We start from the raw sequence: 26,966 nt of genomic DNA, 5'->3' as shown, positions 1-26,966 counted from the left end.
GCAATGGCTGCCATTGCCGAACTGCCGCTGACCGGGCTCATCGTTGTCGATATGAGCCAGTTCTTGTCCGGCCCCTACTGCTCGCTGCGACTGCTCGACCTCGGCGCTCGCGTCATCAAGATCGAACGGCCGGATGGCGGCGACCTGTCGCGCCGACTCTATCTCAGCGACACCGAGATCGGCGGCGATTCCACTATTTTCCACGCGATCAACCGTGCCAAGGAAAGCTTTGCCATCGACCTCAAGGACGAGGCCGATCTTGCGGCACTGCGCGGCCTGCTGGCCAGGGCCGACGTGCTGATCCAGAATTTTCGGCCCGGCGTCATCGAACGACTGGGCTTCGATTATGAGGCGGTGCGCAAGATCAATCCGCGGCTGGTCTATGCCTCGATCAGCGGCTATGGCGAGGAAGGCCCATGGGTCAAGCGGCCCGGGCAGGATCTGCTGGCGCAAGCCCGCTCCGGCGTCATGTGGCTGAACGGCGACGAGGACCAGGGGCCGGTGCCCTTCGGCCTGGCGATCGCCGACATGCTGGCGGGTTCGGCCGCCGCGCAAGGCATCCTCGCCGCACTGGTGCGGCGCGGTGTGACCGGCAAGGGCAGCCATGTCGAGACCAGCCTGCTCGAAGCGCTGGTCGACTTCCAGTTCGAGGTGCTGACCACGCATCTCAATGATGGGCGCCGGCTGCCGCGGCGGTCGAGCTTCCGCAGCGCACACGCCTATCTGTCGGCGCCCTACGGCGTCTATCCGGCCAAGGACGGCTATCTGGCGATCGCCATGACGCCGATCTCGAAACTCGCCGATCTCCTCGGCCTCGAGGAACTTGCGCCCTACCGCGATCAGCCGTCGACCTGGTTCACTGCCCGCGACGAGATCAAGGCGATCATCGCACAAAAAATCGCGACGAAAACGGTCGACGAGTGGCTTGCCATCCTCGAACCTGCCGACATCTGGTGCGCCAAGGTTTTGACCTGGCCGGAAATGATGGCCAGCGAAGGCTTCCAGGTTCTCGACATGTTGCAGACGGTGACGCGCGAGGATGACGTTTCGATCCTTACCACGCGCTCGCCGCTCAGGGTCGACGGCATCCGCGCCAAGGTCGAGCGGGCCGCGCCACGCATCGGCGAGCACAGCGCAAAAATCCGCGCGGAATTCGGGCTTTGAGCGACGTCACGCTCAAAGGCATGACCTGGAGCCATCCGCGCGGCTATGACCCGATGGTCGCCTGTTCGGCGCTGTGGAAGGAACGGACCGGCGTCGCTATCGAATGGGACAAGCGCTCGCTGCAGGATTTCGAGACCTTTCCGGTCGAGGAACTGGCCCACGCCTATGATCTGATCGTCATCGACCATCCGCATGTCGGCCGGATCACCGCCGAGAACTGCCTGACGCCGCTCGATGTTGCCGGCCGGGAAGCCGAACGTGCAGCACTTGCGGCGGGCAGCGTCGGCCGGTCCTATGCCAGCTACAACTGGCAGGGCCGGCAGTGGGCGTTTCCGATCGACGCGGCCAGCCAGGTGCAGGCATGGCGCCCCGACATGCTCTCGGCTGCGCCGGCGAGCTGGGCCGATGCGCTCGATCTGGCGCGGCAGGGCCGCGTGTTGTTGCCGCTCAGGCCGCCGCATTCGCTGATGGTGTTCTACACGCTCGCCGGCAATCTCGGCCGGCCCGCCGGTGAAGGCCCGGGCGACCATGTGGATCCTGCAATCGGCAAGCAGGTTTTCGAGATGATGCGCGAGATCGCGGCGCTCGTCGACCCGGCCTGTCTTGGCATGGACCCGATCGCGGTTCTTGAGCAAATGGCCGGATCGGGATCGCGGATCGCCTGTGCGCCGCTGATCTATGGCTATGTCTCCTACGCCATCGCCGGATTCCGGCCCAGCCGCGTTGTTTTCGCCGATATCCCTGCTGCGGGCAATGTCGGTCCCAAAGGCTCGGCGCTTGGCGGGACCGGCATCGCCGTGTCGGCCTTTTCGAAGGCCAGGCGGGCGGCCATCGACTTCGCTTACTGGATCGCCAGCGGTGACGTGCAGCGCGGCCCTTACGCCTCGGCCGGCGGCCAGCCCGGCCATGCGGCAGCCTGGGCGGACGCCGCCGTCAATGCCGCCAGCGGCAATTTCTACAAGGACACCCGAGCCACGCTCGAAGGTGCCTGGGTCAGGCCGCGGCACGACGGCTACATGGCCTTCCAGCAGGCGGCGTCAGATCGCATCAATCTTGGCCTGAGCGAAAGGCACAATGCGGCTCGCGTCGTTGCCGATCTCAATCGCCTGTTTCGGGCGTGATCGCTGGATTGCCGACCGAACTGAAGGCGCAATATGACGGCGCGCCGCAGAAGGTGCTGCCGTCGGCCTGGGCGGCACTTGGCCTGGTCGTCGTGCTCCTGGTTTCGCTCTACGGTCGCGAGCGGCACATGTCGGCGACCATCTGAGGCCGTCTATTCGTTTTAGCCGCATTTGTGCGACGCCAAGTGATTCCACTTGGCTGCAAAATGCTCTACAAACTCCACAGCCGCTTGGCGTTGCCGGACAGCAGCTTTTGCCGTTCATCGTCGCTGGTGCCGGCAAGCAGCGCGTGCGTCGCCGCAATCCAGGTCGCAAGCCCGCCGCCGAGCGTGCAGACCGGCCAGTCGCTTCCCCAGACGACGCGATCCCAGCCGAAGCATTGGATGGTGTGCTCGACATAGGAACGCAGCGTTTCGACAGTCCAGGATCCAGCATCCGCATAGGCGACCACACCGGAAATTTTGCCGGCGACGTTCGGGCGCCGCGCGATCTCCGCCATGTGCTCGCGCCAGGGGTGCTCGGCACCGCCCTTGATGTCGGGCACGCCGCAATGGTCGAGCACGAACTGCACATCCGGCGCGAGGTCGGCGAGTACGATCGCCTTGGGGATCTGGTGCGGCAGGACGACGAGGTCGAAGGTCAGGCCGCTGCCGGCAAGCCGCTTGATGTTTTCACGAAACAGCGCGCCTTCCGACAGTTCATCCGGCATGACGTGCAGCACACGCCGAAAGCCCTTGACGAAAGAATCTTCACGCTGGCGCTCGAGATAGCCGGCAAAGCCCGGCTCTTCCGGACGGCAGGAGGCGATTGCACCGCGTAGCAGGCTGCCCTTCTGCTGCGACAGCGTTTTCACATGGCTGGTCTCGGCCTCGATGTCGGCAGGATCGACATCGACCTCCATGTGCAATGCGCCCTCGATGCCGGCGCGGCGGGCCTGGACTGCATATTCGTCGTAGGAGAAATCGCGGTTGAGCGCCGGCACACCGGCCAGCCAGGGATAGCGCAGCGCGGACTGGTCGATCAGGTGCAGATGAGTGTCGAAGATCATGGTGGCGCGCTCCTCCTTGGCGACTTCGCGATCATCTCACGGAGAAATTCTTCATTCAAATAAGAATTCATCGCGATTGCTTGACGGTCGATCCCGCCAGCTGCGACAGCTTTTCGGTCGCTGCCAGCAGCAGCTCAATCGTCCTCGTAATGTCGGGCGCCTTGGGTGCGTTGACCAGGGTTATGTAGGGGATCGACAGCGCGGCGATCGCCCTGCCGTCCGAGCCAAGAACCGGTGTCGACAGGTTGAAGACACCGGCGGTCTGCATCGATGCCATCATCTCGTAGCCGCGTTCCCGGATCTGGTCGAGGCGGGCAAAGAACTCCGGCGATTGCGGCGGCTTGTCGGTGCTGCGCAGATGTTCTGAGATCATCATCTGCCGCTCTTCCGGCGGGCGGAACGCCAGCAGCACATGGCCGGAGCCGGTGTCGAACAGGCTGATATGCGAGCCGACGCGGATCGAGATGCCCCAGTAATCCGGCGCCTCCTGCTGTGCGATCACCACCGCAGAACCGCGATCGAAGACGACCAGCTGATTTGCCTGCTGTGTGGTCTCGGCCAGCTCGCGCATCAGCGGCGTCGCATAGGAAACCAGCCGGCGCACCGGCGCGTGCAGCTGCGCCAGACCAAACAGCTTGAGCGTCAGCGAGTAACGGTCACCATCCGGCCGCGTGACATAGCCGCGCCGCACCAGCCGGTCCAGCATGCGATAGAATTCGTTCGGGCTGCGGTCGAGCTTCTTGGCGATTTCCGCCTGCGTCAGGCCGCCATCGACCCCGGCCAGCAGCTCGAGGATGTCGAGCCCCTTGTCCAGCGCCGGGGCTCGATAGCGGTCGTCTTCCTCGTCCTCTGCCATTCCGCCTCTCCAGTGAATTGCATTTTTCATATACGCATAACGGTATTGCTTCCGAAAGAACTTTCGGCTTGACGATCCTATGAATGTTTTGTTTGTATATGAATGAAGCTGCCGATCGACCTCACTACGCGATCGATGCAGGCTCTTGGGAGGATACCAATGACGAAACTGTTCTGCGGCCTGTCAGCCGGCGTAACGCTGCTCGCACTTGGTGCGAGTGCTGCCCTTGCTGCCGACCTGCCCGGCAAATTCGACGGCGTCACTATCGACGCCAAGCTGATCGGCGGCCAGCAATATGAAGGGCTCTACGCGCGCATCGGCGAATGGGAAAAACTGACCGGCGCCAAGGTCAACGTGATCTCGAAGAAAAACCACTTCGAGCTCGACAAGGAAATCAAGTCGGACATCGCCTCCGGCAGCATCAACTGGTGCGTTGGGTCGAACCACTCGTCCTTCGCGCCGCAGTATCCTGATATCTACACCGACCTCAACAAGCTGCTGCCGAAGGAGGAGATCGACGCCTTCGTGCCGTCGACGATCAAGGCCTCGACGCTCGACGGCAAGCTGGTGATGCTGCCGCGCGCGCAGTTCGACGTGTCGGCGCTCTATTACCAGAAGAGCCTCTACCAGGACGAAGCCAAGAAGGCCGCCTACAAGGCCAAGTACGGCAAGGAGCTGACACCGCCCGACACCTGGGACGAGGTCGCCCAGCAGGCGGAATTCTTCGCCAGCCCGCCCGATTTCTACGGCACCCAGTTCGCCGGCAAGGAAGAGGCGATCAACGGCCGGTTTTACGAGATGCTCATCGCCGACGGCGGCGAATACCTCGACAAGGATGGCAAGCCGGCCTTCAACTCGGAAGCCGGCGTGCACGCACTCGACTGGTTCGTCAATCTCTACAAGGCCAAGGCGGTGCCGGCCGGCACCACCAACTATCTGTGGGACGATCTCGGCCAGGGCTTTGCCTCAGGCACCGTCGCCATCAACCTCGACTGGCCAGGCTGGGCAGGCTTCTTCAACGATCCGAAGTCGTCGAAGGTCGCCGGCAATGTCGGGGTGAAGGTGGCGCCGAAGGGATCGGCCGGCATTCGCACCGGCTGGTCGGGGCACCACGGATTTTCGGTCACCGAAAACTGCGCCAGCAAGGAGGCTGCGGCGTCGCTGGTCTGGTTCCTGACCAATGAGGACAGCCAGAAGCTCGAGGCGGCAAGCGGCCCACTGCCGACCCGCACGGCGGTGTGGGACTGGGACATCCAGCAGGCGGCAAGCGATCCCTACAAGAAGGAAGTGCTGGCGGCTTTCCAGGAAGAGGCAAAGCACGCTTTTGCCGTGCCGCAGACAGCTGAATGGATCGAAATCTCCAACGCCGTCTATCCCGAATTGCAGGCCGCCATCCTTGGCGACAAGACCTCCAAGCAGGCGCTGGACGACGCTGCCGCCAAGGCCACCCAGATCCTCGAGGACGCAGGCAAGCTTTGATCATTCAACCAAGGGGGGCGCCGCGCTCATTGAAGGGCGGCGCCCCGAACTTTTTTCGAACCATGCGCAACACGCTGTGTCTTGATCCCAGCTCGCCAATGGCGGCCTTCGGTGTCCGGGCACCAACCAGAACCGGATCGCCATGAAAGGCTGGAGACCTTCGCCGCCATTGTTGCTCCTGCTGCCGGCGGTGATCGTGCTTGCGGCGGTGGTGGTGGTGCCGCTGCTGCTGTCGCTCTATTCCAGCTTCACGCCGTTCCGGCTGACCAGGCCGGAGACGTTCTGGGTCTTCATCGGCGCGCGCAACTACGTCGCCATCCTGACCAGCCGCGCTTTCTGGGTTGCCTTTGCCCGCACCGTGGTCCTGCTGACGGTGGCGCTCAACCTGGAAATGGTGATCGGGCTCGGGCTGGCGCTGCTGGTGGAAAAGGCATCGCGCGGCCAGCGGGTTCTGCGCACCATCATGATGTTTCCGATGATGTTTTCGCCGATCCTGGTCGGATTCCAGTTCAAATTCATGTTCAACGACAATATCGGCCTGGTGAACAACGCCCTGCAGGGGCTCGGCCTGACCGACCGCGCCATCCCGTGGCTGATCGACGGCAATCTCGCCTTCATCGCCATCCTGACCGCCGAGATCTGGTCGTCGACCTCGGTGTTCGCGATCCTGATCCTTGCCGGGCTGCTGGCGATGCCGCGCGAACCGGTCGAGGCGGCGCGCGTCGACGGCTGCACGCCGTGGCAGACATTCCGCTATGTCACCTGGCCGTTCATCATGCCGTTTGCCTTCATCGCCATGACCATCCGCTCGCTCGACGTCGCGCGCGCCTATGACATCGTCAAGATCATGACCGACGGCGGTCCTGCCGGCCGCACCGAACTGGTCTGGACGCTCGTCGCCCGCACTGCCTATGGCGATGCCCGGATGGGAATGGCCAATGCCATGGCCTATTTCTCCATCCTGCTGTCCATCCTGTTCACCGTCTATTTCTACCGCAAGCTCGCCGCGGCGCGCACACAGATCGCGGCGGAGTGGTGAGGATGGACCAGAACAGCCTGCATCGCGTCGGCAACAAAGCGCTCGGCATCGTTCACGGCATCGGACTGTTCCTGGCCATGCTGGTCATCTGCCTGCCCGGCATCTGGATCGTGCTGTCGTCGCTGCGGCCGACCGTCGAGATCATGGCCAAGCCGCCGGTGTGGATCCCGCAGCAACTCTCGCTCGATGCCTACATAGCCATGTTCAGCGGCGTCGGCCAGGGCGGCATTCCGGTGCTCGACTACTTCCGCAATTCGCTGATCATCTCGGTGACCTCGACGGTGATCGCCATCGTTATCGGCATGGCCGGCGGCTATGCCTTTGCGCGCTACCGCTTTCGCGCCAAATCGGCGATGTTCCTTGGCCTGATGCTGACGCGCACGGTGCCTGGCATTGCGCTGTCGCTGCCGCTGTTCTTCGTCTTTGCGCGGCTCGGCATCATCGATACGCATTTCGGGCTGATCCTGGTCTATGTCGCGCTCAACGTGCCCTTCACCGTCTGGCTGATCGACGGCTTTTTCCGCCAGGTGCCGAAAGACCTTGCCGAGGCGGCGCAGATCGACGGCTGCACGCGCTGGCAGGCCTTCTGGCAGGTCGAGTTTCCGTTGGCCGGGCCTGGCATCGCCTCGGCCGGCATCTTTGCCTTCCTCACCTCCTGGAACGAGTTCGCGCTCGCCTCGCAGCTGACACGCTCGATCAACTCCAAGACCCTGCCGGTCGGCCTGCTCGACTATACGGCCGAATTCACCATCGACTGGCGCGGCATGTGCGCGCTGGCCGTGGTTATGATCATACCGGCGCTCACGCTTACCTTCATCGTCCAGAAACATCTCGTCGGCGGCCTCACTTCCGGCGCGGTGAAAGGCTGACATGGCAACTGTATCGCTCAAGAAACTCACCAAGAGCTATGGTCCGGTGGCGGTCGTGCACGGCATCGACCTCGAGGTCGCCGACCGCGAGTTCATCGCGCTGGTCGGGCCGTCCGGCTGCGGCAAGTCGACAACCCTGCGCATGATCGCCGGCCTCGAGGCGATCAGCGACGGGATCATCGAGATCGGCGGCCGCATGGTCAACGACCTGCCGCCGCGCTCGCGCAACATCTCGATGGTGTTCCAGTCCTACGCGCTCTATCCGCATATGACGGTGCGCGAAAACCTCGGCTTCTCGCTGAAGATAGCCGGCGCCGCGAAAGAAGAAATGGACCGTCGCGTAGCCGAAGCGTCCGGCATTCTCGGCCTCGACCAGTTGCTCGACCGCCGGCCGTCGCAGTTGTCGGGCGGACAGCGCCAGCGCGTCGCCATGGGTCGCGCCATCGTGCGCGATCCCGACGTCTTCCTGTTCGACGAGCCGCTTTCCAATCTCGACGCCAAGCTTCGGACGCAGATGCGCACCGAGATCAAGAAACTGCATGCCAAGGTCCGGTCGACGGTGATCTACGTCACCCATGACCAGGTCGAAGCGATGACATTGGCCGACCGCATCGTCATCATGCGTGACGGGTTCATCGAGCAGGTCGGCACACCCGACGAGGTCTTCCGCCGGCCGCAGACGCGCTTCGTGGCCGGCTTCATCGGCTCGCCGCCGATGAATTTGCACGAGGCGGTTGTCGACGACGGACAGCTGCTGTTCGCCAGCGGCGAGAGACTGCCTCTGCCCAGCCAGTTCAAGGCAAATGTCGGAACCGGCGACAAGGTCGTATTCGGCCTCAGGCCCGACGACATTTATCCGACGGGACACGGCATCAGCTCCGGCGAAGAGGTCGACGTCCACCAGGTGGAACTGCCGGTGACCGTCACCGAACCGCTTGGCAACGAGACGCTGGTGTTTGCCGAATTCAACGGCAGCGACTGGGTATCCCGCATGCTCAATCCAAAGCCGCTCAGGGCCGGCGACAGGGTCAAGATGAGCCTGGACCTGTCGCAGGCCCATCTGTTTTCTGCCGAAACGGGCAAGACATTGCGAGGTTAAAATCATGGCAAAGATCGAGAAAGTCGAACTGCGCATGGTCGACTTGGTGCCGAAGGTCAAGCGCACCGATGCCATCCAGAGTTTTGTCAGCCAGGAAACACCGATCGTCACCATCACCGACGCCGACGGCGCGGTCGGCACCGGCTACAGCTACACGATCGGCACCGGCGGCTCGTCGGTGATGCGGCTCCTGGCCGACCACCTTGCACCGCGGCTGATCGGCCGCGACGCCGACATGATCGAGGCGGTCTGGCACGAGCTGGAGTTCGCCACCCACGCCACGACGATCGGCGCGATCACGGCAATCGCGCTGGCGGCCATCGACACTGCCCTTTGGGATCTGTGGGCGAGGAAGCAAAACCTGCCGCTGTGGAAGCTTGCTGGCGGCGCCAAGGACCGCTGCCCGCTCTACACCACCGAAGGCGGCTGGCTGCATATCGAAACCGAGGCACTGGTCGAGGATGCGCTGGCCGCCAAGGCCAAGGGGTTTCGCGGCTCGAAGGTCAAGATCGGCAAGCCGCACGGTTCCGAGGATCTTGCCCGGCTGACGGCGGTGCGCCGGGCGGTTGGAGACTCCTACGAGATCATGACCGACTGCAACCAGGGCTTTTCTGTCGACGAGGCGATCCGCCGGGCCGAGCGCTTGCGTGAACTCGACCTCGCCTGGATCGAGGAACCGCTGCCGGCCGACGACATTGACGGCCATGTGCGGCTGTCGAGTGCCACATCGACGCCGATCGCCATCGGCGAGTCGCTCTATTCGATCCGGCATTTCCGCGAATATATGCAAAAGGGCGCGTGTTCGATCGTGCAGGTCGATGTCGGTCGCATCGGCGGCATCACGCCGTGGCTGAAGGTGGCGCATGCAGCCGAGGCGTTCGACATACCGGTCTGCCCGCATTTCCTGATGGAACTGCATGTCAGCCTGACATGCGCCGTTCAGAACGGCAGATATGTCGAGTATATTCCCCAGCTCGACGAGCTGACCGGCAAGAAAATGCGTATCGAGGACGGGCACGCGCTGGCGCCGGACGAGCCCGGCATCGGCATCGACTGGGACTGGGATGCGATCAAGTCGAAGAGCATCGCGGAATTCACCATGGCGATAGTGAAATAGGAGGCGGACATGCAGCGAATGGGAATGGTGCTCGGTCTCAAGCCGGAGAAAGTCGCCGAGTATGTGCGGCTTCACGCTGCCGTCTGGCCGGACGTCCTCAAGATGATTTCCGCCTGCAACATCAAGAATTATTCGATCTATCTGAGGGAGCCGGAGCACCTTTTGTTCAGCACCTTCGAGTACCACGGCACCGACTATGCCTCCGACATGGCGAAGATGGCTGCTGATCCCACGACGCAGGAATGGTGGGCGCTGTGCATGCCATGCCAGGAGCCACTGCCGACCCGCAAGGAGGGCGAGTGGTGGGCGTCGATGGACGAAGTCTTCCATTATGACTGATGACATTTTCGATCCTGCCTCGCTTTCCCAGGCCTGGGCACAACCGTCAAAGCCCAGGCCGATCGTGATTTTCGGCGCCGGCTCGATCGTCGGCGATGCGCATTTCCCGGCCTATGGGAAAGCCGGTTTCCCGGTTGTCGGGCTTTTCGACCCCGACCTGGCCAAGGCGGAAAAACTGGCGCAGAAATGGGGCGTCACCGCTTACCGGTCGCTCGAGGAAGCTGCGTCAATCAAGGACGCCGTCTTCGACCTGGCGACACCGCCGGCTAATCACGCCGGCGTGCTCAGGGCGCTGCCCGATGGTGCGGTGGCGCTGATCCAGAAGCCGATGGGCAGCGACCTCACCGAGGCGACCGAGATCCTCGAAATCTGCCGCTCCAAAAACCTCAGGGCCGCTGTGAATTTCCAACTCCGTTTTGCGCCGATGATGCTGGCGCTGAAGGATGCGATCGCCAAGGGCTGGCTGGGCGAAGTGGTCGATTTCGACGCATGGCTGGCGCTGGCGACACCCTGGCAGCTCTGGGAATTCCTGTTGCAGGCGCCGCGCGTCGAGATCGCCATGCATTCGATCCATTATCTCGACCTGATCCGGCAATTGCTCGGCGATCCCAAGGGGGTTCACGCCAAGACACTCGGCCACCCCGGCCATAAGGTTGCGCAAACGCGCACCAGCGCGATCCTCGACTATGGCGACACCGTGCGCTGTGCACTGTCGATCAACCACGATCACAAATTCGGCCGAAAACACCAGGCCTGCGAATTCCGCATCTGCGGCACCGAGGGCGCCGCTTACCTCAAATTAGGCGTCAACCTCGACTATCCGCGCGGCGAGCCGGACATTCTCGAAATCTACCCCAAAGGCGGCAGGGACTGGATTGCGGTTCCACTCGTCGGCTCATGGTTTCCGGACGCCTTTGCCGGCCGCATGGCCAATGTCCAGCGCTACGCGTCGGGCGAGGACGCCGAGCTTGTCAGTTCCGTCGAGGACGGCTGGAGCACCATGGCGCTGGTCGAAGCCGCCTATCAATCGAGCGCGGCGCCGGCAACACCGATAGCGGCGAGGCCCTGACATGGAGCAGACGATCTACTTCGAGGACTACCAGATCGGGTCGTCGCGCATGACCAGCGGGCGCACCATCACCGAGACCGATTTCGTCGTCCATGCCGGCCATACCGGCGATTTCTTTCCCCACCACATGGACGCCGAGTTCATGAAGACGACGCCGTTTGGCCAGCGCATCGCCCACGGCACGCTGGTCTTTTCGGTCGGCGTCGGGCTGACGGCAAGCGTCGTCAATCCGGTTGCCTTCTCCTATGGCTACGACAGGCTGCGCTTCATCAAGCCGGTGTTCATCGGCGATACGATCCGGACCCGCACCACCATCTCGGCCAGGGAAGACGACCCGAAGCGACCCGATTCAGGCCGGGTCGTCGAGCGCTGCGAGGTGATCAACCAGCATGGCGACGTGGTGTTGGTCGCCGACCACATCTACATCGTCGAGCGTCGCGACAAGCCGAGCAGAGCCTCGACGGATGGCGCTGAAACCTAAAGGCAAAAAACCCGCCTTGCGGCGGGTCCTCGGTGCGAATCAGCACCATGCACAAATTAATAGCATAGCTGCCGGCACAAAGCAAGAACAAAATGTGGCGCTGTCGGCAAAAAATGCGAATTCACTCTTCACCCGTTCCCGTCTTTATCCGCTTGCCGAGGTCGCGCTCAAGGGGCGCCTGCCCCGGACCGTTAAGGTGGAATCGACAGGCAGCGGATGGTGTCCACATCGGGAATGGTCATATCCGGTTGACCGGATATACCGGCTTGCCGCCGCGCAGGACCGACGCGACATCGGCAAACACCTTGTTGCGAACCTCTGCGTAGGACTGGGTCGAGTAGTGCGCCGCGTGTGGACTGACCAGGACGGTGTCCAGCGCCAGCAGCGGATTGTCGGGCGAAGGCGGCTCCCGCTCGAAAGTGTCGATGCCGGCGCCAGCCAGATGGCGACGCCGGATCAGATCCGCCAAGGCGACCTCGTCGACGAGGCCGCCGCGGGACACGTTGATGAGTATCGCCCCTTCCTTCATCCGCGACAGGGCTTGCGCCGACATGATGTTTCTGGTCTCCGGTGTCGCGGGAACGTGCAGCGAGACGACGTCGGCGCTGGCAAGCAACTCGTCGAAGCCGACCGGTTCAGCACCACCGGCCGTGATGCGCTCGGCCGGCATGTACGGGTCGTAGGCGATGATGTGGTAGCCGAAGACCCGCGCCCGTTCGGCAGTCAGGCGCCCGATCTGGCCGAAGCCGATCAGGCCGATGATCTGCCTGTCGGGCCGTGTGATGCCGGCGCCATCGGTCATTGCAGCCCAGCGGCCGGCGCGCACCGCGCTGTCGAACTGCTTCAGCCTGCGCGTCAAGGCCAGGATCAGGGCCATGGCGTGGGTGCTGACTTCCACCAGATTGGCGTCCGGCACGTAGGTTACCTGAACACCGGCACGGCTGGCGGCCTCTACGTCGATCGAGTCGAGCCCTACGCCGAACCGTCCGATGACCTTGAGCCTCTTCAGTTCCGCCAAAACGCGAGCCGTGATCGGCTCGCGCAATACCATCAATGCGTCGGCGTCGCGGCAGTGTTCGATCAGGGCGTCTTCCGTGAGCAGCGTCTTTTCGACAAACTCGGCGCCCAAGCCGTCGAGGTAGCGCAACTGCTCTTCCTCGACTGACAACACGCCGTCGGTCTTGATGATCTTCATGCCAAACTCTTGCTATGAGGCACTGCGCGCCGACGCGACACCGGCGGCAAGGCCGGCGCCGAGAAACATCGTGTCGCTGGCCAGCACGTGGAAGCTGATGCCGTGCCGCGACCATTTGCCGACATCATCCGCCGAAGGGCGAAAGATGCCGACGGCCTTGCGGGCCGTGCGCGCCGCGGCCGCGATCCTCATAATCGCGGCATTGAGCTTGTCCTGGCCGGACGGCCCCATGGCGTCGATCGAGACCGACAGGTCGCCGGGGCCAATGAAGACCACGTCGACGCCGTCGACCTGGACGATGTCGTCGATGTTGGCGAGGCCTTCCGCCGTCTCGACCTGGATGGCGACCGCCAGGACCTCGTTGGCCGATTTGAGGTAGTCCGGAATGCTGTAGCCATAACCGGCGGCGCGGCCTGGGCCGACACCGCGTGCGCCGACCGGCGGGTAACGGCAGGCCATGACCGCCATGCGGGCTTGCTCGGCCGTGGAGACACGCGGCACCAGGACGCCCGACGCGCCGGCGTCGAGCGCGGCCGCGATCCACTCCGGCGCGTGGCCGGGAACGCGCACCATCGCGGGAACCTTGTGGACATCGGCGGCGCGGATCAGATCCTCGAGCCGTTCGCGGCCGATCTGCGAATGCTCCCAGTCGATGCACAGGAAATCGACCCCGCTCGCGGCCGCCACTTCGACCGCCACAGGGTGCGGGATGGCGCAGAAGGTGCCGATGAGGCGATCGAGAGAGATACATTTCTTGCGAAAGTCGTACATGAAATCTCCAGAAATTTTCGGCGTCGGCAAAACCTGTTTGCCTATGTGGCCCTTGACGAAGGATGCACGGCTTCCGTCGACATCGGAAAATGCCGGCTGCCGCCTGAAAACGGCGGAAAAGTCTTGTAGTCGGCGCGCATCTCCAGCCGCGCCGGCGATTGCAGCGCGTGCGTCAATGCAGCGGGACTGTCGAACATGACACGATTGCGCTGCATATGGTCGATCCGCGGCCAGGGCAGCGAACCGCACCAATCCAGTCGCGACAGAACTTCTATGTGGCGAATGCCTGGGAAGCCCCGCATCAGTTGCGGATGATGCGTCACATAGTGGTGGAGCCAGACACTCATGTCTTCGGCCGGCCCGGGATAGTGAACAAGATAGCTGCAGGGCAGCCCGAACGTCTTGACGCCAGCGTCATCGACGGGAAACGGACGCACGCACATTGCCTGTTGCGTCGGCCTCGAACCGGCGATGCTCGACAGCATACCAGGTGCGGCAAGTGCCTGCAGATGGCCGGACGGCGCCAGCGCCGCCTCCATGTCCGCCAATTCGTCGAAATAGAGCTGGAAGCCAAAGACCGGCGGTGGACCATCGTTGTTGAACATGTCCGTCGCCACTTCGGGCAGATAGATGTTGGCAAGCGCAAGACCCGGGGTCGACGCAATCACACGCCGCACAGCGTCAACGTCTTCACCGGCGGTGGCCAAATTTGCCTCGCGGTCGTCATGGAAGAAGGCAAGATAGGCAAAGCGCATGTGGAGACCCTCTGGATCGAGTTCGGCTAGATCAAATTCGGAAGAAAGAGAGCGATCTGCGGAAAGAGGACAATCAGCAGGATCAGCAGAAGCGTCAGCGCGATGTAAGGCGCCGCTGACATGGCAACCGTTTTGAGCGACGTCCCTTTAGGCGCGACACCGATCATGATGAACAGCAGCAGGCCAAACGGCGGCGTGGTGAAGCCGACCTCGTAGGCGAGCAGCAGGATCAGCCCGAACCATACGGGCTCGTAGCCGAATTGCTGGGCGATCGGCAGGAAGATCGGCAGCGTGATCAGCATCATCGAGACCTGATCCATGAACATGCCGAGCAGCAGGATGACGAGCACCATCATGAGCAGCATGGGATACGGTCCAAGATCGTAGCCGACGATGAACTGGATAAAGCCGTTGGAGGCGCCGGAGAATGCGAATATCTGCGAGAACGTCGTCGAAGCCGAGATGATCAGGAAGGTCATGCCGGTGACCTTCATCGCGTCGTCCAGCGACTTCCAGACAACCGACCAGCTGAACCGTCGGTAGACAAACAACAAGGCGAAAACGGCGGCACAGCCGAGTCCCGCCGATTCCGTCGGCGTCGCTATCCCAAGGATGATCGTGCCGACCACCATGAACACGATAACGCTCATCGGAATGATGTTGACGGCGACCGCCCTCACCTTCTCGGCCGCGGGAACGGCGGGCACCGGATAGTGCGGAGCGGCGTCCGGGTCGATCTTCGTCTGGGCGAAGATCAGCGCTGCGTACATGACAACGAGCAGCAGCCCGGGCAGAGCTCCCGCTATGAGCAGCGCGCCGACATCGATCTGGGCAAGCGAGCCGAGCAAGACGGCCAGCGAGGATGGCGGGATGATGACGGCAAGGCTTCCGGCGCCAAGCACCGGGCCGTAGGCCATATGCGGCTTGTAGCCCCGCTTCAGCATCTCGGGCACCATCAGCGAGCCCATCATGCCGGTATTGGCGAGGCTCGAGCCCGACAGCGCGGAAAAGATCGTGCCGGCGGCGAGGACGACATAGGCGAGGCGTCCGCGCAGATTGCCGATGCACAGGTCGAGCGCGTAGATGACCTTCTCGCCGAGGCCGGAGCGGAAGAACAGGCTGCCCATGACAAGAAACATCGGCAGCGGGGCAAGCGCGTAGGTCGAGACAGCGTCGGAGAAGTTGGCGACCATCTGCGTCACGCCGATCGAGCCGCCGAAGAACAGATACAGCCCGATCACATTGGTGACGAAGAATGCGAAAGCGACCGGCAGCCCAAGGCCCATCAACACCAGGATGGTGCCAACGAGCACAGCGAATGGAAACAGCCAGGCCACCGGTCAGAGCCCTTCCATTTCCAGCGGATCGAGCGTGTACAGCGTGTCACGGCCGAGCAGATATCTGAGCCATTCCAGCGCCGAGAGATAGAAGGCGAGCATGATGGGCAGAAAGACCAGCCATTTCGGCATGTCGAAACTGCGCGTTTCGTATTCGCCGCCCGCCACAGCACTTGTCAGGGACGACAGAGCGACACTGCCGAGGTAGAGGCTGACGCCGATGCAGGCGAGATAAACCAGCTTTTCAAGCACCGCCCGTGCCCGCACCGGCAGCGCCTTGCGCAGGAACTCGACGAAGACATGGCCCTTGCTGTGGACCAGCCAGGGCATCGGCAGAAATGCCGCGTAAAGCAGGCCGTATTCCGTCGCCGACACCGCCCAGGCAAGTGGCCTCAGGCCGAGATTGCGGACGCACACATCAGCAACCACCGCGACGATGATGAGGCCAAGCACCACTTTTGCCGCCGCCGCCAACGCAAGGCTCAGCTTCCCAATCGCTGCAAACAATCCGTCCATTTCCCACGACCCTCATGTCCACCTTCGTCCCCTTGGCCCAGCTTTGATGGAGGGCACACAAGGCACCCTCGGCCCAGGCTACTGGAAGAATTTCTTCAACTGATCGATGTTGGTGGGATCGCGTTTGGTCATTCTCGCCCAGCTCGCCTGCGTGGCAGCCGCCAGGAATTTGTCGCGGCCGGCGCCGGTCAAGCTGATCACCTTCTGCCCGCCGCCGATCATTGCCTGTGCCTGCTTTTCGGACTCGGCGAGATTGGCGTCATAGCTCACGCGCTCGTATTCGACGGCCGTGTCGGCAAGCAGCTTCTGCGCCTCGGGTGACAGCGTGTCCCATTTCGCCTTGTTGATCGAGATCAGCACATCGGTTTTGAAGAATTGCGGGTCGACACGGTATTTGGTGAATTTGTCCCAGCCGAACGACGCATAACCAAATACCGTGTAGGCGTTGGCATTGACGACGCCGCGCTCGAGCGAGGTGTAGACATCCCCCGGCGCCTGCACGATCACCGTCGCGCCTAGCGATTCGAGGAAATCGCGGTAGAGCGGCGAGGAACGGATTTTCAGGCCGCCCCAGTCGATGCTGCCTTCGCTATTGAGCTTGGGTTCGTCGACGGTGAAGACGTTGAAGCCCGAACCCGCGTCGACATGCGCCAGCAGATGGGCATTGGCCTTCTTCTCGAAAATTCCGTTGATGAAGTCCCAGCCGCCATTGTCGCGGACCTCCCACGGCGTCTTCGTCGATGCGGAGAAAACCTCGCCTTCGGGCACGAGTTCGAGGAACTGCCCTGCCGGTGTGTCGATCACATCGATCAGGCCGCTCCTGAGCGCCGCGCCCTGCTGGATCGGTGGAATGACCTCCGGCCCGCCACGCACGTTGATCTGGACCACGCCCTTGCCCTTTTCGTTCACCTTCTGAACGAACTTCAGGAAGCTCTGGGCGTAGCCGTTCTGCGTCGGCGTAAAATGCACGGCGTTGAGGACGACCTCTTCGGCCATGGCGATACCCGCCACACCCGACATGAGTGCAGCCAGAACAAGCGATTTCCAAATGCGCATTGCCGTATTCCCTCCGATAGATTCACTTCGCCGGGGCCCATCATCGGGCCGATCTGAAATTGCACGCTACGCCGCCACACGAACGGCGGTTAGTTGACATCATCTCCTACTGTCAGGAACCGCCCATGCGCGTAGAAGACCGGCGATCGGTGAGCGCGATCCAGCGCAACGCCCGAGACGATGCCGATGACGATCATGTGCGACGCCCGCACGATGATTTCGGCCACCACGCACTCGAACATTGCCCGCGCGCCGACAAGCAAGGGCGCGCCGGTTTCGCCGCGCACCCATGATCCGGACGAGAACCGCGCGGCGCCCTTGGCTTTGGTCATGCCGCCAAAGGCACGCACAACGTTCTCCTGGTCGCCGGCGGGAAGATTGACCGAAAAAGGCAAACCTTCGCGAATGGCCGAGGCAAAGGTGCTGCCGCGGTTGACACAGGCAAGCAGCGAAGGCGGCTCGGCACTGAACGAGCAGAGAGCCGTCGCCGTGATGCCGCAAAAGCCGATCTCGTCATGCTCCGACGCGAGGATGGCGACGGAGCCCGCCACGGCCCGCATAGCCTGCTTGAACGCGCGCGGATCGATGGCGTTGTGCCCATCCACCCATAGCGTCGGAATGGCGGCCGCCGGCATCAATTTACTCGAAGCCCGGCCTGGCGCATCAGCGGCAGCACGCGGTCGCAGAAGAAGGGCAGTTCGTAGGTGTAGTTGACGAATGTGAGGGCGGCGCCGGAATAACCCTGTTCCATGATCTCGGTGAGGTCGTCGACGATCTTTTCCGGCGTGCCGATGAGCGGGAACGTCCCGGCACCGCCGGCGAACCTCTGCCGATATTCGGTGAAGGCCTTCGCGTCATGCGAGTTCGCGAATTCCTTCTTCTTGCGCATATGCTCGTCGACGGCACCCTCGTCCGCGCATTCGAGCGCGTAGTGCCGGTAGTAGTCCTCGGCTTCCTGCTGGGTCTCCCGGCAGACGACGTGACAGACCGTATAGACGCCGACTTCGCGCCCGACTTCGGCCGCGCGGTTGGTAATGTCGACCACATGCGCACGGCCGTCGGCAATTTCGGAAAAAGTCGAAAACAGATAGTCACAGTGGCGCGCCGCGTAGTTGCGCCCCGGCGCGCCGAAGGCGGCGTTCATGGTCACCGGTCGTGGCACTTGCAAGCTTGGCGGGCGGCTAACGACACTCTTCAGATCATAGAACTCGCCGCTGAAGTCGAATGGCTCCCTCGATTGATAGGCACGTACGATGATGTTGATCCATTCCTCGGCCTGATCGTAGGTCCGCTCGCCGACCGTCTGCCCGAACATAGCGAACTCGTCCGGGTTCCAGCCGCAGACGATGTTCAAGCCGGCACGCCCGTTGGAGATGTGGTCGACCGTCGCAAGCGCTTTGGCAGCCTGCAGCGGATGAACCAGCGGCACATGCACCGTCATGAACAGGCCGATGTTTTCCGTGGCGACAGCAAGACCCGCCGCCCAGGTGAACGTCTCGAACGACCATTCCCGCACATGCGTCAAACCGCCGAAGCCGCGCCAGCGGGCGATCGGCAGCAGAAACTCGAGGCCGGCGCGGTCGGCGATGCAGGCGGAATTGAGGTTGTCTTCCCAGCGGGCACGCCAGCGCTCGGGAACGGTGGTCATTGCCAGGCCGCCATCGGCGTTCATGGAAAAGACGCCGAGCTTGAACCTGTTCGGCCCTTTCAGCGGGTGCTGCTTCCTGATCATGGTTTCCCCGGCTGCGACATGCTCTCACCTTCACCGGTGGAATGTTGAGACGGTGGGCTCAGCTTCATGAAACGCTCCTCGGCGTTCTGAATGAAGTGGGTCATGCGGTCGTAAGCGGCGACGGCGTCGCGCTTGACGAATGCCTCATAGATTGCGCGCATGCCGGCCACGACGACGGCCTGCGTCGGCTGGTGCGACAGCGTCCTTAAACGGACGACGAGGACATGGTCGGCGAACCTTGCAATGGTTTGTGAAAGGCGCTGGTTCTCGACAGCGCCGAGCCAACAATTCCTGAATGCCGAATTGGCCTGGAAAAAGCGGTCGGCATCGCCGGCGGCGGCCGCAGCCTCCGCCTCCCGAAGCGCGGCCGCAAGCGTCTTGAGGCCAGCGGCGTCGAGTGTCCGCGCAGCGTGTGCGGCGGCCCGCGGCTCGAGCAAGCGGCGGACCTCGAAGATGTCGGCGACATCCGTCGCGGTAAGCGTGGGCAGGGTGAAGCCGCGTGTGGTGCCGACGAGATAGCCCTCATGCACCAACTGCATCAAGGCGTCGCGGACAGGCATTCTGGAAATACCGAGCTGGGCGGCAATGTCTACATCGACGAGCTTCTGGCCAGGCGCCAATTCGCCATGCTGTATGGTCAGACGGATTTGTTGATAGACCTGGGCACGCAGATTGCCATCGCCAACCCGTTTGAGCTCTATCGTTTCCGTCATCCACGCCTTCCCATGCGAAGATTTCGTATATCGTTTGAGGCTGGTGTTCTCGCAGTGATCCGTTGGAATTGCAGCTACATATCGATAGAATTCGACCTGCAGACCACGTTCCAATGCGAAGTGGAGCACAGGCTGGATCGCCTGGCAAGATGTTTTAAGTTTATAATGTATACTGTTTAGGTTCGTTGTCCGGAGGGCAGAGGGTCACGCCATCCGTGGGTTGCGCCGCGCGACGCGAGGAGAGCCAGCGATCCGCGCGGTTCGGTAAAAACGTACAGACGTTTTCGCGTGACACATCGAGGCTGGCGGATTTAACTAAAAATACTTGCGATCTGCGCGCGCCGGCACGCCCATCCGATCCCCTCGCCGGTGCGCATTACTGGATCGCCCGCCGTATCGAAAGGTGCGGCGGGCTTTTCGTTTCGTTTGGCGGGGAGGCGCTTATGCGAGACTTGCCTAGGGATATCGACGCAGACGTCGTCATCGAAATCAGCAAGCTGCTCGACGACCGGGCGAAGTCCGTGCCGGTGCCGGTGCACAAGCTGGCGGCGATGATCCGGCTGGGCGTCGAGACACGTCTGACCAATCACTCCATCGAAGAGCTGATCGTGGAGATGGCCGCGACGCGGGGGCTTCCGATGCTGTTTGATTTGCCGACGGCAAATGTCGACAATGTCGTGCCGTTCGCCTCGGCGCGCCGTCCCCGCTGAAATTTCGCTCGAGCCACCGATCTTCGCGTCGCCACCAGATTTCACTTGCCCTGATGCGCAGGCCGGGTGTCGCCCTTCTTTTCGGGGTCGTGGGTATGGTGGCTGTCGCGTTCGCCGCCGCCACCGGAGACCTTGCTGTGGCTGCGCCGGTCGGGATCGGCGGGCGGCTTTTCGACGCTCAGCGGCTTCTTGGCGTTTTCGTGCGCCGCGCCAGGACCACCCTGGCGGATGCTGGCAGGAGTCTTCTTCGACGTGGACATGACCTAGCGATCCTGGACGTTGCCTTGGTGGGTGGTGTTGACCTTCGTATTGCCTTGCTGGCCCTGCTTGTCGGGATCCGGCACGGTCGATTGGCCGTGCGGTGCTTGGTCGGCGGCTACCGTTTTTTTGTCACCGGCTCCTTTTGGGCTCAGATTCTCCGGTGGAACAGGGGGAGGTTTTGTGCTCATGGCGTTTCTCCTTCCGCCACCCAAACAAGCGGGTCGGGAGAAAAGTTCCAGATGGCCCGGTCCGAACGGCAATTGCTGCGAATAGCCGGGCCAGCAGGCCGTGGCTTGGGCCGGCGGAAGGCCTGCGCAATCCAGGATTATTTCTTGATGATGGTTCCGTTGTTCAGATCGAAGGCCTGGGCACCGAAAGCCTGTTTATAGAAATCCTCCTGCAGCTCGCCCCATTCGCCGAGATAGGCGCCGCAATTGCTGCAATAGATCGGCGTCGAATCCTTCGGGTCGTCGGGAATATCCATCAGGATCGTCCCGCACGCCTTGCAATCGAGCTTGTCATCCAAACGGCGGCTCATCGGCCGATAATTGCGCGTTTTCGGCCCCGCGCCAACTGTCGTTTTCGTACGCAGCCCCGATGGCACGTCTTCCAACTTGCAACGGACCCCAGGCTAGCGTTCCGCCGGATTTCCGAAGGTCGGATCTCGCCGCCTCGAATACGTCCCCACCCGCGGCAGCTCGTCTGGAAAGTCGACCCAGGGCAACCTCATGTCCCAGTATGCATGGGCCTGTGGCGGAAACCGTTCGGGGTGATCGAGAAAGCCGATTGCCAGATAGAGTTCGTCGGGCAACCCTTGGTCGACATAGCCGATCGATGTCCCGCAATCCGCGCAGAAGGACCGGAGCACGCCGGGGGTTTTCGAAAAGGTCTTCGGTGTGCCGGTGAGCAATGTGAATTCAGAAGGCCGATAGCCGACCCACACCGTCAGAGGGCTTCCTATCGCCTTGCGACAGTCGTCATCGTGATCGGAGCAAATCCAGAAAGGCTCGCCGCGCATCTCCGCCGTTATGGCGCCGCAAAAACAGGAGCCCGTTTCAGTTCGTGGCATTGGTTAACTTCATTGCTGGACCGGCCTTCATTGCTGGCCTGGCATTTCGGTATTTTCCTTGGGGTTCTTCTTGATGCCGGCGGCAGGCGAGGTATCGGCCGGAGCATTGCCACCCTGGTTCTGTTCAGGGGCTCTTTTGAGCGGCGAGGTTTGCCAGCCCATATCGCCGTACAAAAAGCCTATGAGAAAGCCGACGATGATGATGGCCGAAATCACCATCGCAATTAACGCGTTACGTCGCTCCATTTCGCGCGGCTCCTTTCTTCGAGCCGAACAAACGATGGCGGAAATGGTTCCGGAAGGCCTCGACCCGGAATCGGCGGCGGCAGGCTGGCACCTCGCTGCCCCACCGACAAGCCGCTGGATTGAAAAGGCGGGCCCGCTGGAACGACAGGAATTCAGCCGGCGCGCGCGAGTTCATCTACGGCATTCAAAATCGCACTTTGGCTCGCCGGCTTCTGCACGATCCTGCAAGCGCGGAACCCGGCTGGAATTTCGCGTTCGCCGTACCCGGAGAGGAAGGCGAACGGAACACCGCGCGTTTGCAACGCTTCCGCGATCGGATAGCTGGTTTCGTCGTTCAGCTGGATATCCAACAACGCCGCGTCGATGCCGCCTTCGCCAACGAGCCGAAGTGCTGCCGTTACCGACGAAACCGGTCCAACCACCTGATGGCCGGCTTTGCGCAGGTAAGCCGCCGCGTCGTCGGCGATCAGCCATTCATCCTCGACGATCAGCACACGCACCTTTCCGGTCACGACGAGCCCTCGCGGGTCAGAGGGAATGCAATTTCCGCCTCCAAACCATTTGAGCGGAAAGTTGTTTCAATTTTTCCGCCCAGCCTGTAGCCGATTTCTCCGCGCAGAAGGGTAAGGCCGAAGCCGCTGTCGGTTGGCTCCTTGATGCGGGGGCCGCCCTTCTCGCGCCAGACGAGCTTGAAGGTTCCATCCACCACCGACCATTTCACAATTATCCGCCCGGCAGGCTTGGACAGTGCGCCATATTTAGCGGCATTGGTCGCCAGTTCATGGATTGCCATGCCGAACGAAAGCCCCTGTACAGGCTTGAGGCTTACCCGCTTGCCATCGAGCTCGAACCGTTCGGCCCCGAAGGGACCAAGCTCCTGGCGCAGCAGTTCCTCGACGGAGGCTTCCGTCCAGCTTTCGCGCGAGAGCAGACTGTAGGCTCGTGACATTGCATGCAGACGGCCGATCAAAGCTTCAGCGAACTCGTCTTTTGACGCCGAGTATTCCCGCGTCCGGTTGGTGATGCTGGCGACAACCGCCAGCATGTTCTTGACGCGATGGTTCAGCTCCGAGATGAGCACCTGCTGACGCTCTTCCGCCTGCGCCAGTGTCGTCACGTCGATCAGTGTCACGACCACGCCTTGGATGCTGCCGCCTTTGTCCCGGTAAGGGTTGATGCGGACCAGGTAGAACCGGCCCTTGTCGTCGCGCGCAAGGTGATGGTTCAGGGTCTCTCCCGTCTCGAACACCGCCTGGATGTGCCGCTTCAACTCGGGGTAGTCGAGTTGGCTCGAAAGATCGGTCAGCGGTCGGCCGACATCTGACGGACGCAAGTTGAAGAACGACGACGCGGCAGGAGTAAAGGTTCGCACCACAAGGTTGCGGTCGAGGAAGATGGTGGCGATTTCCGTGCTTTCGAACAAGTTTCTGAGATCGCTGTTGGCGCGATCGAGTTCCTCTATCTTGCCGGTCAGTTCCGCATTGATGGTGTTGAGCTCTTCGTTGAGCGACTGCATTTCCTCCTTCGAGGCCTCAAGCTCCTCATTCGTCGACTGTGCCTCTTCATTGACGGAGACGAGTTCCTCGTTCGAAGATTTTACTTCCTCCAGCGCGGTTTCGTACTCCTCGATGGTCGACTGCAGCCGCTCGCGCGTGTCGCGCAACTCCCGTTCGAGATCGGCCGCGTCGTCTGTGCCGCGGCTTTCGCGGGCCGGATCGGAGCGTATCTGGGCCTGCCCCACCGGATTGAACAGGACGAGGTAGAGGGGCTCGCCATTGCTGCGTTCCGTGTACGGCTCGACTGTCAGTGTAATGAACTGAAGCTGTCCGTCGTCTTCTTCGACCGCTATGTTCTCCCGCACGACCGTGCGGCGCGTCGTTGCTGCTTCCCGCAACGCGGCGCGCATCTCAAGTCTCAGCCCGCGGCGGGCCAAGGTCAGCAACTGCCGGCTCGGGGCACCTTGCGGCGCTTCCAGATATTTACCCGTCCGCCCCGAATAGTAGACGACGTCGCCATCGCCATTGACCAGCACGTGAGGCGGGGCGAACCGCTCCAGCACCTGAGCCTCGATTGCCTGGCGCAGCGAATGGCTCGCGCCATCGTTTTTTGAGCCACGGCGTCCCGCCGGCAGGGCAGCTGTGAAGCCATTGCCGATCAGGACCGGCGGTCGCGGCGTGGCATGTTCCCGCGCCTGGAATATCCGCTGCTTTTTATCGACCGTGGCGAACAGGTCGCCGTGCTGACCGACGCTTTCCGAGGTGCCGAGGAACAGATAACCGCCCGGCCTCAGCGCATAGTGGAAGATCGGGACGACCCGGTTCTGGATCTGCGGGCCGAAATAGATCAACAGGTTGCGGCACGAAATCATATCCATACGCGAGAACGGAGGATCGCGGATGACGCTGTGCGGGGAAAAAATGCAGAGTTCGCGCACCTCTTTGGCCAGCACATAGCTCTCGCCGTCGCTGTGGAAAAAGCGTTGCCTGCGCTGTGGCGATAGCCCGTGCAGCAGCGCTTCGGGATAACGCGCCGCACGCGCCACCGCAAGCGCCGGCTCGTCGATGTCGGTCGCGAATATCTGGACGCGTGGCGGCGCGGGAAGTTTCTCCATGCGCTCGCGCATCAGCATGCCGATCGAGAACACCTCCTCGCCGGTGGCGCAGCCGGGCACCCAGACACGCACCGCATCGGACGCGTTCCTGCCCTCGAAAATCTGCGGTATGATCTTGTCCTCCAGCAATTTGAACGCTTCGGCGTCCCGAAAAAAGCTGGTGACATTGATGAGCAGGTCGCGAAACAGCTTCGCCACCTCGTCGGGATCCCTCTTAAGCCGTTCTATGTAGGTGCTGATCGACTGTAGCTGCGTTATCTGCATGCGCCGCTTTACGCGACGCAGGAACGTCTTGGCCTTGTAGCCGGAAAAGTCGTGACCGGAATGGCTGCGCAGAATGGCGTAGATTTCATCGCGGGCTCGATCTATCTCGGCCTTGCGTTCGTCGTCCGCTTCGGTCAGGCCGTTCAGCACGTCGAAACCGCGGACAAACGCCTGAAGCTTTGCACCGATCTGCTCGGCGGGCGCCGCTATGTCGATCAGGCCGCTCGAAATCGCGCTCTGCGGCATATCTGGATTGCGGGGGCCGGAACCGTTGGAGGCCTGGGCAATGGTCAGCCCGCCATGCTCCTTGATGGCCCTGGCGCCAAGCGTGCCGTCCGAATCGCCACCCGACAAAATAATGCCGACGGCATACTCGCCCTGGTCCTCGGCCAATGCGCTGAAGAAGATATCGATCGGCTTGCGCTCGCGGTTGAGCGTGTTCGGCCGGCGCAGCGAAAGCGCGCCCTTACGGATGGTGAGGACGACGTTTTGCGGCATCACATAGACCTGGTCGGGTTGGACCGCTGCCCCCTCCTCGGCCACCAAGACCGGCATTTCGGTGTAACGTCGGATGACCTCGTGCAGCAGGCTTTCCCGCTCCGGGCTGAGATGCGTGACGACGACGAACGCCATGCCGGTGTCGCCGGTCAGCCCTTTGAACAGGCCCTCCATCGCGGGAATGCCGCCGGCCGATGCGCCGACCCCGACTATGGGAAATCTTCCATTCTGAGATGCCACGCCAAGCCCCTGGTAACAGCCGCAAACACAAAGCCGTCAAATCGGGCCTTAGACCCAAATCGCGCCTCAGATTAAGACCGGGCCGAGCCTGAGGCCAGTAAATAGTCCACCAACGGAACAAAGTACCGCCGATGGGCATTAACATTTGACTTTGGAGGCGGTTCCAATGGCAAAACGATCACCTGAAATAAAGCCGGCCAAGCGAATTCTGTTGCCCTCGCCGGATCTGACCAAGTTCCCGGTATCTGAAAACATTCCGGCTCGCCTGCTCGCGCTCGCGGAGCGGTTGCAAGAGGTATTGGAGCGCCACTTTGCAGAAGTCCGCGCCGACAAGCGTAGATCCCGCAGAAAGAAGGAACAATGAGGTGCGCGACCTGCAAGGCCTGCATATCCTGATCGTCGAGGACGAATGGATGCTGGCGGGGGATCTTGCACGTTATTTCAGCAAGATGGGCGCCGTGGTGCTTGGCCCGGTAGCGACGGTGGAACAGGCATCGAAACATACGGACGAGGCCGAAGCCGCGATCCTGGACATCAATCTCAACGGACGACGGGTATTTCCCATCGCCGACGAACTGATGCGCCGTGGCGTGCCGTTCGTGTTTTTCAGCGGCGATGAAGACATCGTTATTCCCGAGCGGCTTCGGTATGCCAGCAGCCTCCGAAAATCCTCGGACGCCCAGGCTGTTTTCGACGCTCTCTTTCCAGCCGAGACGTCGGCATCGACAGGAGGTCGAGCGTCGGAGCCCTCGGACGACGTATTTTCGCTGCTGCCTAAGCTCAGGCTCGCGGCGCGCCTGCTGCTGGGAGATGTCGAGGCCTCCGACCGGCTGGTCGAGCGGACGCTCGAGCAGGCGATCGGCGAGATCGACAGCAGGCGATCCGGCTCCTCCACCGAGGACTGGCTCAACGGCATCATGCGAAACATCGTCAGGGCACGTGGAGCGAACCTGCTGCACTGACCGCGGCAGCTGCCGGCAATCAGACGAGGTCAGCCTTTCCGGTTGCGTTCGACGAATTTGTTGAAGCGGCTGGTTTTGCCGCCGCTGGTCTCTTCCTGGTAGAGGAAGGCCAGTTCCTTCTCATCGAATATCCTGAAGAACTCGTCCCATTCGACAGGCTCGAACGTCTCTTCAGGCTCGCCGAAGTCGATGCGCAGTATGCCGCCCTCGCCCTTGGTGCGCACCACCGCCGGCCGGCCATCGCGATTCTCGGCCCAACGGCGGATTTCATCATGATCGGTGGTCGTCTTCGATTCAGACATTCCAATCTCCCTTCGATTCCACCGCACACCGCGAGATCCCGGTCTGC

The 26,966-nt window shown here is 62.2% G+C and carries 33 protein-coding genes; 14 read left to right on the top strand and 19 right to left on the bottom strand.

Annotation, left to right across the window (positions count from 1 at the left end; translation table 11 throughout):
• Positions 1–3: 3 nt before the first annotated feature.
• Genes NKH42_RS04305 through NKH42_RS04295 form a run of 3 tightly spaced genes read left to right on the top strand, consistent with a single transcriptional unit; the run spans position 4 to position 2,431 of the window.
• Positions 4–1,164 (top strand): CaiB/BaiF CoA transferase family protein, encoded by a 1,161-nt coding sequence (locus NKH42_RS04305; RefSeq protein WP_352505388.1) that lies wholly within the window; start codon positions 4–6, stop codon positions 1,162–1,164.
• A 20-nt stretch (positions 1,165–1,184) separates the two neighbouring features.
• Positions 1,185–2,285, top strand: a complete 1,101-nt coding sequence (locus NKH42_RS04300) for an extracellular solute-binding protein (RefSeq protein WP_352505461.1) — start codon at positions 1,185–1,187, stop codon at positions 2,283–2,285.
• 8 nt (positions 2,286–2,293) lie between these two features.
• Positions 2,294–2,431 carry a hypothetical protein gene (locus NKH42_RS04295; RefSeq protein WP_352505389.1) on the top strand — a complete coding sequence of 46 codons (138 nt, stop codon included), beginning with the start codon at positions 2,294–2,296 and terminating at the stop codon, positions 2,429–2,431.
• Between the two features lie 65 nt (positions 2,432–2,496).
• Here NKH42_RS04295 and NKH42_RS04290 read toward each other — a convergent pair whose 3' ends face one another.
• Together NKH42_RS04290 and NKH42_RS04285 are read right to left on the bottom strand one after the other, a co-directional pair.
• Positions 2,497–3,333, bottom strand: a complete 837-nt coding sequence (locus NKH42_RS04290) for an amidohydrolase family protein (protein ID WP_352505390.1) — start codon at positions 3,331–3,333, stop codon at positions 2,497–2,499.
• 67 nt (positions 3,334–3,400) lie between these two features.
• On the bottom strand, positions 3,401–4,189 hold the full coding sequence (locus NKH42_RS04285; protein ID WP_352451570.1) for an IclR family transcriptional regulator: 789 nt from the start codon (positions 4,187–4,189) through the stop codon (positions 3,401–3,403).
• 159 nt (positions 4,190–4,348) lie between these two features.
• On the opposite strand from NKH42_RS04285, the gene NKH42_RS04280 reads away from it, so the two are divergent.
• The 8 genes from NKH42_RS04280 to NKH42_RS04245 all read left to right on the top strand — a co-directional run bounded on the left by NKH42_RS04280 (position 4,349) and on the right by NKH42_RS04245 (position 11,681).
• A complete protein-coding gene (locus NKH42_RS04280) occupies positions 4,349–5,668 on the top strand; it encodes an ABC transporter substrate-binding protein (RefSeq protein ID WP_352505391.1) in 1,320 nt (439 codons plus the stop codon).
• A gap of 142 nt (positions 5,669–5,810) precedes the next feature.
• A complete protein-coding gene (locus NKH42_RS04275) occupies positions 5,811–6,707 on the top strand; it encodes a carbohydrate ABC transporter permease (RefSeq protein ID WP_254818773.1) in 897 nt (298 codons plus the stop codon).
• Positions 6,708–6,709: 2 nt separating this feature from the next.
• Positions 6,710–7,576 carry a carbohydrate ABC transporter permease gene (locus NKH42_RS04270; protein WP_352465970.1) on the top strand — a complete coding sequence of 289 codons (867 nt, stop codon included), beginning with the start codon at positions 6,710–6,712 and terminating at the stop codon, positions 7,574–7,576.
• Position 7,577: 1 nt separating this feature from the next.
• On the top strand, positions 7,578–8,675 hold the full coding sequence (locus tag NKH42_RS04265) for an ABC transporter ATP-binding protein (RefSeq protein ID WP_352505393.1): 1,098 nt from the start codon (positions 7,578–7,580) through the stop codon (positions 8,673–8,675).
• A gap of 4 nt (positions 8,676–8,679) precedes the next feature.
• Positions 8,680–9,792 (top strand): mandelate racemase/muconate lactonizing enzyme family protein, encoded by a 1,113-nt coding sequence (locus tag NKH42_RS04260; protein WP_352505394.1) that lies wholly within the window; start codon positions 8,680–8,682, stop codon positions 9,790–9,792.
• A 9-nt stretch (positions 9,793–9,801) separates the two neighbouring features.
• Positions 9,802–10,131, top strand: coding sequence for an L-rhamnose mutarotase (locus NKH42_RS04255; RefSeq protein WP_352505395.1), 330 nt, complete (start codon positions 9,802–9,804; stop codon positions 10,129–10,131).
• Positions 10,124–11,200 (top strand): Gfo/Idh/MocA family protein, encoded by a 1,077-nt coding sequence (locus tag NKH42_RS04250; RefSeq protein ID WP_352505396.1) that lies wholly within the window; start codon positions 10,124–10,126, stop codon positions 11,198–11,200. The genes NKH42_RS04255 and NKH42_RS04250 overlap by 8 nt, the downstream gene beginning before the upstream one ends.
• Before the next feature lies 1 nt (position 11,201).
• Positions 11,202–11,681, top strand: coding sequence for a MaoC/PaaZ C-terminal domain-containing protein (locus tag NKH42_RS04245; RefSeq protein ID WP_352505397.1), 480 nt, complete (start codon positions 11,202–11,204; stop codon positions 11,679–11,681).
• 238 nt (positions 11,682–11,919) lie between these two features.
• Here the strand turns inward: NKH42_RS04245 and NKH42_RS04240 are convergent, their stop codons facing one another.
• From NKH42_RS04240 to NKH42_RS04200, 9 genes are all read right to left on the bottom strand, one after another.
• Positions 11,920–12,876, bottom strand: coding sequence for a C-terminal binding protein (locus NKH42_RS04240; RefSeq protein ID WP_352505398.1), 957 nt, complete (start codon positions 12,874–12,876; stop codon positions 11,920–11,922).
• Positions 12,877–12,888: 12 nt separating this feature from the next.
• Complete coding sequence (locus NKH42_RS04235) at positions 12,889–13,647, bottom strand: HpcH/HpaI aldolase family protein (protein WP_352505399.1); 759 nt, start codon at positions 13,645–13,647, stop codon at positions 12,889–12,891.
• A gap of 41 nt (positions 13,648–13,688) precedes the next feature.
• Positions 13,689–14,402, bottom strand: coding sequence for a hypothetical protein (locus tag NKH42_RS04230; protein ID WP_352751125.1), 714 nt, complete (start codon positions 14,400–14,402; stop codon positions 13,689–13,691).
• A gap of 26 nt (positions 14,403–14,428) precedes the next feature.
• Positions 14,429–15,739, bottom strand: a complete 1,311-nt coding sequence (locus NKH42_RS04225; protein WP_254818782.1) for a TRAP transporter large permease — start codon at positions 15,737–15,739, stop codon at positions 14,429–14,431.
• Between the two features lie 3 nt (positions 15,740–15,742).
• The gene (locus NKH42_RS04220; protein ID WP_352751128.1) at positions 15,743–16,255 is read right to left on the bottom strand and encodes a TRAP transporter small permease; all 513 of its coding nucleotides are present in this window, start codon (positions 16,253–16,255) and stop codon (positions 15,743–15,745) included.
• A gap of 78 nt (positions 16,256–16,333) precedes the next feature.
• Positions 16,334–17,311 carry a TRAP transporter substrate-binding protein DctP gene (dctP, locus tag NKH42_RS04215; RefSeq protein WP_352753285.1) on the bottom strand — a complete coding sequence of 326 codons (978 nt, stop codon included), beginning with the start codon at positions 17,309–17,311 and terminating at the stop codon, positions 16,334–16,336.
• An 89-nt stretch (positions 17,312–17,400) separates the two neighbouring features.
• Complete coding sequence (locus NKH42_RS04210; protein WP_352688599.1) at positions 17,401–17,946, bottom strand: flavin reductase family protein; 546 nt, start codon at positions 17,944–17,946, stop codon at positions 17,401–17,403.
• Positions 17,946–19,040, bottom strand: a complete 1,095-nt coding sequence (locus NKH42_RS04205; protein WP_352476768.1) for an LLM class flavin-dependent oxidoreductase — start codon at positions 19,038–19,040, stop codon at positions 17,946–17,948. Before NKH42_RS04205 ends, NKH42_RS04210 begins: the two co-directional genes overlap by 1 nt.
• The gene (locus NKH42_RS04200; protein ID WP_352688596.1) at positions 19,040–19,756 is read right to left on the bottom strand and encodes a GntR family transcriptional regulator; all 717 of its coding nucleotides are present in this window, start codon (positions 19,754–19,756) and stop codon (positions 19,040–19,042) included. The genes NKH42_RS04205 and NKH42_RS04200 overlap by 1 nt, the downstream gene beginning before the upstream one ends.
• A 443-nt stretch (positions 19,757–20,199) precedes the next feature.
• Between NKH42_RS04200 and NKH42_RS04195 the strand changes: the two genes are divergently transcribed.
• Complete coding sequence (locus NKH42_RS04195) at positions 20,200–20,466, top strand: hypothetical protein (RefSeq protein WP_352701886.1); 267 nt, start codon at positions 20,200–20,202, stop codon at positions 20,464–20,466.
• A gap of 41 nt (positions 20,467–20,507) precedes the next feature.
• Here NKH42_RS04195 and NKH42_RS04190 read toward each other — a convergent pair whose 3' ends face one another.
• From NKH42_RS04190 to NKH42_RS04160, 7 genes are all read right to left on the bottom strand, one after another.
• A complete protein-coding gene (locus NKH42_RS04190; RefSeq protein ID WP_352701888.1) occupies positions 20,508–20,726 on the bottom strand; it encodes a hypothetical protein in 219 nt (72 codons plus the stop codon).
• A 3-nt stretch (positions 20,727–20,729) separates the two neighbouring features.
• Positions 20,730–20,915, bottom strand: a complete 186-nt coding sequence (locus NKH42_RS04185) for a hypothetical protein (RefSeq protein ID WP_352701890.1) — start codon at positions 20,913–20,915, stop codon at positions 20,730–20,732.
• Between the two features lie 137 nt (positions 20,916–21,052).
• Positions 21,053–21,253, bottom strand: coding sequence for a hypothetical protein (locus tag NKH42_RS04180; protein WP_352645260.1), 201 nt, complete (start codon positions 21,251–21,253; stop codon positions 21,053–21,055).
• 105 nt (positions 21,254–21,358) lie between these two features.
• Positions 21,359–21,796 (bottom strand): GFA family protein, encoded by a 438-nt coding sequence (locus NKH42_RS04175; RefSeq protein WP_352753291.1) that lies wholly within the window; start codon positions 21,794–21,796, stop codon positions 21,359–21,361.
• A 27-nt stretch (positions 21,797–21,823) separates the two neighbouring features.
• The gene (locus NKH42_RS04170) at positions 21,824–22,042 is read right to left on the bottom strand and encodes a hypothetical protein (protein WP_254818791.1); all 219 of its coding nucleotides are present in this window, start codon (positions 22,040–22,042) and stop codon (positions 21,824–21,826) included.
• A 152-nt stretch (positions 22,043–22,194) separates the two neighbouring features.
• Positions 22,195–22,554, bottom strand: a complete 360-nt coding sequence (locus NKH42_RS04165) for a response regulator (RefSeq protein WP_352645259.1) — start codon at positions 22,552–22,554, stop codon at positions 22,195–22,197.
• Positions 22,551–25,655, bottom strand: a complete 3,105-nt coding sequence (locus NKH42_RS04160; RefSeq protein ID WP_352701896.1) for a CheR family methyltransferase — start codon at positions 25,653–25,655, stop codon at positions 22,551–22,553. The genes NKH42_RS04165 and NKH42_RS04160 overlap by 4 nt, the downstream gene beginning before the upstream one ends.
• 166 nt (positions 25,656–25,821) lie before the next feature.
• Here NKH42_RS04160 and NKH42_RS04155 point away from each other — a divergent pair, with 166 nt between their 5' ends.
• The gene (locus NKH42_RS04155) at positions 25,822–26,019 is read left to right on the top strand and encodes a hypothetical protein (RefSeq protein WP_352505413.1); all 198 of its coding nucleotides are present in this window, start codon (positions 25,822–25,824) and stop codon (positions 26,017–26,019) included.
• Position 26,020: 1 nt separating this feature from the next.
• Entirely contained in the window at positions 26,021–26,617 is a 597-nt protein-coding gene (locus tag NKH42_RS04150; RefSeq protein WP_352701898.1) for a response regulator, read from the top strand.
• A 29-nt stretch (positions 26,618–26,646) separates the two neighbouring features.
• Here the strand turns inward: NKH42_RS04150 and NKH42_RS04145 are convergent, their stop codons facing one another.
• Positions 26,647–26,919, bottom strand: coding sequence for a hypothetical protein (locus NKH42_RS04145; RefSeq protein WP_352701901.1), 273 nt, complete (start codon positions 26,917–26,919; stop codon positions 26,647–26,649).
• Between the last annotated feature and the right edge of the window lie 47 nt (positions 26,920–26,966).

Source organism: Mesorhizobium sp. M1142 (assembly GCF_040318565.1).
Lineage (GTDB): Bacteria > Pseudomonadota > Alphaproteobacteria > Rhizobiales > Rhizobiaceae > Mesorhizobium.
This window is presented reverse-complemented; position numbering and strand designations above follow the sequence as displayed.